Below are 5,584 nucleotides of genomic sequence, written 5' to 3'. Positions count from 1 at the left end.
ATCTTTATGACAATCCCGACAATCAGTTCGTGGCGGGTTTTGTCGGCTCGCCGAAGATGAACTTCATCAGCGGCCGCATTGTCGGGCGCGATGCACATGGTGTTGTGGTCGAACTGGCCGGTCAGGAGAAGACCCGTATCGCGCAACCGCTGACGAGCGCTGTACCTGAAGCAGGGAGCAAGGTCATGGTCGGGGTGCGTCCCGAACATTTCGGCAGCGCCGGAGAGGGCGACACCGACCTTGTGGTGCGCATCGACGTGGTCGAGCACCTGGGCGGCACAAGTTTTCTCTATGCCAGAACGGCGAACGGTGACGACGTGGTGATCCAGCGCGACGCGGCAAACGTTCCCGATGCGTCCGAGATCACCGTTTCCATCCGCAAATCCTACCTGTTCGATGAAAAAGGGCTGCGGCTGCGCTGACGGCCGCCGGTTCCAGCCTTCAAGGAGAATGACAATGACTTCAACAACGCCCATTCGCTGGGGCATTCTCGGCCCGGGCAGCATCGCCCAGGCCTTTGCCGGTGGCGCGGCCGCTTCGCGCACCGGCAAGCTCGTTGCCATCGGCGCGCGCAACCCCGCCAAGCCAGGTCTCGCCGAGAGTTTCCCCGGCGCCCGCATCGTTGATGGCTACGATGCCTTGCTCGCCGATCCCGACATCGACGCCATCTACATTTCGATACCGCATCCCGGCCACGCGCAATGGGCGATCAGGGCGGCGGAAGCGGGCAAACACGTGCTTTGCGAAAAGCCGCTCGCGCTAACCGCCTTCGAGGCCGACGCCATGATCCATGCCGCGCGCAAGGCCGGCACCTTTCTCGGCGAAGCCTTCATGTACCGGCTGCATCCGCAGACGCTGAAGCTGGTCGAACTGATCAGATCGGGCGTCATCGGCGATATCAGGATGATCAAGTCGAGTTTCGGCTTCGCCATGCCTGGCTTCATGCCGGAGCATAGGCTCTATGCCAACGATCTTGCCGGCGGCGGCATTCTGGATGTCGGCGGCTATCCGGTCTCGATGGCGCGGCTGATTGCCGGGGCGGCGGCGGGCCTCCCCTTCGCCGAGCCGGACAAGGTGGTTGGTACGGCCCACCTTGGCCAGTCCGGTGTCGACGAATGGGCTTCGGCGGTGCTGCATTTCCCGGGCGGCATCATCGCCGAAGTTTCCTGCAGCATCTCGCTCAACCAGGACAATGTGCTCAGAATCTTCGGCACCAGGGGTCGCATCGAGGTGCCGGACTTCTGGTTCGCCGGCGGCAACCGCGACGTCGGCCTGGGCCAGATCGACGTGATCGGATCCGACGGCGTGCGTGAGACCATCAGCGTCGACGAAAAGCGCCATGTCTATTCTTTCGAGGTCGACGCCGCCGGTGAGGCCATCCTCGCCGGGCGGCAGGAATTCACATGGCCGGGTATGGACTGGGCCGACAGTCTCGGCACCTTGCGCGTCCTCGACAGATGGCGGGCGGCGGCGGGCCTGGAGTACGGGATCGAGAAGGCCCCGCAGCGCACCAACACCATCTCCGGTCGGCCTTTACGCTCCGGCGGAACGGCGATCGCCAAACGCACCATTCCGGGCCTGTCGAAGCCGGCGTCCGTGGTGGCGCTCGGCTTCGAGGATTTCCGCACCTTTTCTTCCGGGTCGATCCTGCTCGATGCCTTTTTCGAGGCCGGCGGCAATCTCTTCGACACCGGCTATGTCTACGGCGGCGGTTACACCGAGGCGCTGCTTGGCGAGTGGCTGAAAAACCGCGGCGTGCGCGCGCAATCGGTGGTCATCGCCAAGGGCGCCCATTCGCCGCTCTGCTATCCCGATGTGATCGGCAAGCAGCTTGACCAGTCACTCCACCGCCTGCAAACCGACCATGTCGATGTCTATTTCATGCATCGCGACAATCCCGATGTGCCCGTAGGTGAATTCGTCGATGCGATGGATCGTGAGGTGAATGCCGGCCGCATCCGCGGCCCGTTCGGCGGCTCGAACTGGACGATGGAACGCATGGACGAGGCTATTGCCTATGCCGAGCGGACCGGCAAACAGAAGCCCGGCGCATTGTCCAACAACTTCTCGCTGGCCGAAATGCTGGAGCCGATCTGGGCCGGCTGCGTGACCTCCTCGACCGATGCGTGGAAGACCTGGCTGGCCGCCCGGCAGATGCCGAACTTCGCCTGGTCGAGCCAGGGGCGCGGCTTCTTCACCGACCGCGCCGGGCGCGACAGGCACGACAATGAGGAACTGGTGCGGGTCTGGTACTCGGAGCGGAATTTCGGCCGCCGCGACCGGGCGATCGAACTTGCCGCGCGGCTGGGCAAGAGCCTGATCCATGTTGCACTGGCCTATGTGCTCAATCAGCCCTTCCCATCCATTCCGCTGATCGGGCCACGCACCCTGGGCGAGTTGGACGACAGCCTGCGCGCACTCGACATCACGCTTTCGCCGGCCGATCTCGAGTGGCTGGATGGCGGCAGGCTGCACGCTGCCTGATGCATGTCGCCCAGAAGTGCGCAGCGGTTTTGGTCGACATGCATGAAACCACGATCCCAAGGCGGCGTCAGGTCTCGTCGTCCGGCACCTTGGCGCCGCCTCTGGCCGGGGTTCTCATGCTGGCATACATGCCGGTGGTGCGGAATTGGCTGGGCGTGATGCCGTAGCAGCGGCGGAAGACCTTCGAAAAATAATTCGCGTCCTCGAAGCCGCACAGGATGGCGACTTCCTTCACCGGCAGGAAGTCCACCTTGGTCAGCAGCTTCGCCGCGCGTTGTAGGCGCTGCTGCAGCACGAACTCGGCGGGCGGCAGGCCTTCGCTCTCGGCGAAACAGCGCGAGAAATGGGCCCGGCTGAGGCCACTGATCTGGACCAGGTCCGCCACCGGCAGCGGCCTCTCTAGATTGGCACTGATGTGATCGATGACCGGCTGCATGGCACTCTGTTTTTCGGCAAAGGAATGTGAGCCGAAGACATCGTCATAGAGCGCCATCGCGGCTTCGTAGGCGACGGCGGAAGCAGCACCCGGCGAAGCGGCGCCCTTGATGAGGCGCAGGCTGCAATCGGCAAGATGATCGATCGTCGCCGGCTGCAACCGAAACACCGGACCCGACGTGCCGAGTATGGATTTGTGGATGCGCAGCGCCTCATCGCCGTTCATCGAAATCCAGAAATATTCCCAGCGTTCATGCTTGGCCAGCCAGTAGCGGTGGTTATGCGGCACCAGCACCAGCAATGTGTCGTTCTTCTGCAGGCGGTAGTTGCGGTTCTCGTAGCGCAGCCGGCCGGTCCCGCTGATCGTGTGCTGGAGCACGGTGAACGGYGTCTGGCCGCGCTTGCGYCCGTCCCAGTCGTAGATTTCGTCCTCGCGCACTTCATAGCCCGTGCTCGTCGGCATGGCGTGCAGGCGCTGGCGGCCGCGCGGCAGCGAGATCGTGCGCATGGACTGTCCGTTGGCTATCAAATCTTGCAGCACAAAATTACCCTTCAAAGCACAATCCTTCTCTGGTCGCGCTCGTGAATAAGCGCATAATCCCCTTCGAAAAGCGAGAGAGATCCGCAGTCGAGGAGCGGACCGGGAGGTTGGCATGGCCGGATTCCGGCGTGTCCTGCACACATGTCATGGCATGTGGCGGAACCTTTCCTTGTCGTTCCTTGCCTGCCATTCGAACGAAATGAGGTCCGGCAGATGAGTTTCAAAATCGCTATCATTGGTGCCGGCAGCGTTGGATTCACCAAGAAGCTGTTCACCGATATCCTGTGCGTGCCCGAATTCACCGACATCGAATTCGCGCTGACCGACGTCAGCGCGCACAATCTTGAGATGATCAAGGCGATCCTCGACAGGATTGTCGAGGCAAACAGACTGCCGACCAAGGTGACGGCGACCACCGACCGCCGCAAGGCAATCGAAGGCGCACGCTATGTCATCAGCTGCGTGCGGGTCGGCGGCCTCGAAGCCTATGCCGACGATATCAGGATTCCCCTGAAATACGGCATCGACCAATGCGTCGGCGACACGATCTGCGCCGGTGGCATTCTCTATGGCCAGCGCAACATTCCGGTGATCCTGGATTTCTGCAAGGACATACGTGAGGTTGCCGAGACGAACGCCAAATTCCTGAACTACGCCAACCCGATGGCGATGAACACMTGGGCGGCGATCGAGTACGGCAAGGTCGACACCGTCGGGCTCTGCCACGGTGTCCAGCACGGCGCCGAGCAGATCGCCGAGGTGCTGGGCGCGAAGTCCAGGCAGGAGCTCGACTATGTCTGCTCCGGCATCAACCACCAGACTTGGTTCATCGATCTGCGCCTCAACGGCCGCGAGATCGGCAAGGACGAACTGGTCGCCGCCTTCGAGGCGCATCCGGTCTATTCCAGGCAGGAGAAGCTGCGCATAGATGTCTTGAAGCGCTTCGGTGTCTATTCGACCGAAAGCAACGGCCATCTTTCCGAATATCTGCCCTGGTACCGCAAACGCCCCGACGAGATCACGCGCTGGATCGATATGTCCGACTGGATCCACGGCGAGACGGGCGGCTATCTCCGCTACTCGACCGAAACCCGCAACTGGTTCGAAACGGAGTACCCGCAGTTCCTCGAAGCGGCATCACAGCCGATCGATCCCAAAAAACGCTCCAACGAGCATGCCAGTCACATCCTGGAGGCGCTGGAGACCAACCGCGTCTATCGCGGCCACTTCAACGTCAAGAACAATGGCGTGATCACCAACCTGCCGCAGGACGCCATCATCGAGTCGCCCGGTTTCGTCGACCGCTTCGGCATCAACATGGCCGCCGGCATCACCTTGCCGGAAGCCTGTGCGGCCACCTGCATCTCCTCGATCAACGTCCAGCGCATGTCGGTCCATGCCGCTATCGCCGGCGACATCGATCTGCTCAAGCTCGCCGTATTGCATGACCCGCTGGTCGGCGCGGTTTCAACCCCGGAGGAGGTCTGGCAGATGGTCGACGAAATGGTCGTCGCCCAGGCAGCCTGGCTGCCGCAATATGCCCACGCGGTTCCGGCCGCCAGGGCGCGGCTGTCGACATCCGAGGTCAAGACCCGCGAATGGGCCGGCGCGGCGCGGCGCAGCGTGCGCTCGATCGAGGAATTGCGCGCCGAAAAAGCCGCGCTGAAACAAGCCGGCTGAAATTTCATGCGGTGATGGTGGATCTACGGGAGGGGGATCCACTGCCACGAAGTCGTTTGGATTCGAGGAGAAGCGGAGCAGGTATAAAAGCTCCGGAACAAACAAGAGGGAGAGAGACCGTGAGGAATTTACGCAATATCAGTCTTGCCGCCGGACTGGCGCTGAGCGTCTCGGTTCCGGCACTCAACGCTTTCGCTTCAGAGCCGACAGTCCCGCCGGTGCCGGCGACTTTTCCCGCCGAGGGCAAGATCAAGTACGTCGCGCGTGACTCCATCCTGGAGTTCAAAGCCCTGCCGGAATATCATGAGCCGGATTGGGTGACCGAAAAATACGTCAAGACCGGCAAGCTGCCGCCGGTGAAGGACAGGCTGCCCAAGGAGCCGCTGGTCTTCAAGACGGCCAACATGCCTGACGGTGTGGGCGTCTATGGCGATACGATGCGCC

At 62.2% G+C, this 5,584-nt stretch carries 4 protein-coding genes and 1 pseudogene; 4 read left to right on the top strand and 1 reads right to left on the bottom strand.

From position 1 onward, the window contains the following. Positions 1–422 (top strand): TOBE domain-containing protein (locus tag ACXJ7R_RS23760; protein WP_457153971.1); only part of this gene is annotated, 422 nt, incomplete at its 5' end. A 34-nt stretch (positions 423–456) separates the two neighbouring features. Continuing rightward, positions 457–2,484 carry an aldo/keto reductase gene (locus ACXJ7R_RS23755; protein ID WP_457153970.1) on the top strand — a complete coding sequence of 676 codons (2,028 nt, stop codon included), beginning with the start codon at positions 457–459 and terminating at the stop codon, positions 2,482–2,484. Between the two features lie 67 nt (positions 2,485–2,551). Here the strand turns inward: ACXJ7R_RS23755 and ACXJ7R_RS23750 are convergent, their stop codons facing one another. Next, entirely contained in the window at positions 2,552–3,574 is a 1,023-nt protein-coding gene (locus ACXJ7R_RS23750) for an AraC family ligand binding domain-containing protein (protein ID WP_457153969.1), read from the bottom strand. A 99-nt stretch (positions 3,575–3,673) separates the two neighbouring features. Between ACXJ7R_RS23750 and melA the strand changes: the two genes are divergently transcribed. Beyond that, positions 3,674–5,140 carry an alpha-glucosidase/alpha-galactosidase gene (melA, locus tag ACXJ7R_RS23745; protein WP_095088881.1) on the top strand — a complete coding sequence of 489 codons (1,467 nt, stop codon included), beginning with the start codon at positions 3,674–3,676 and terminating at the stop codon, positions 5,138–5,140. Positions 5,141–5,259: 119 nt separating this feature from the next. Continuing rightward, positions 5,260–5,584: pseudogene (locus ACXJ7R_RS23740) on the top strand (ABC transporter substrate-binding protein); the annotation flags it as partial.

The sequence above is a fragment of the Mesorhizobium sp. P5_C1 genome (assembly GCF_054049815.1).
This window is presented reverse-complemented; position numbering and strand designations above follow the sequence as displayed.

Coding starts and splice junctions, on each gene's coding strand:
- ACXJ7R_RS23755 (WP_457153970.1), top strand. CDS start 457: ATGACTTCAACAACGCCCATTCGCTGGGGCATTCTCGGCCCGGGCAGC.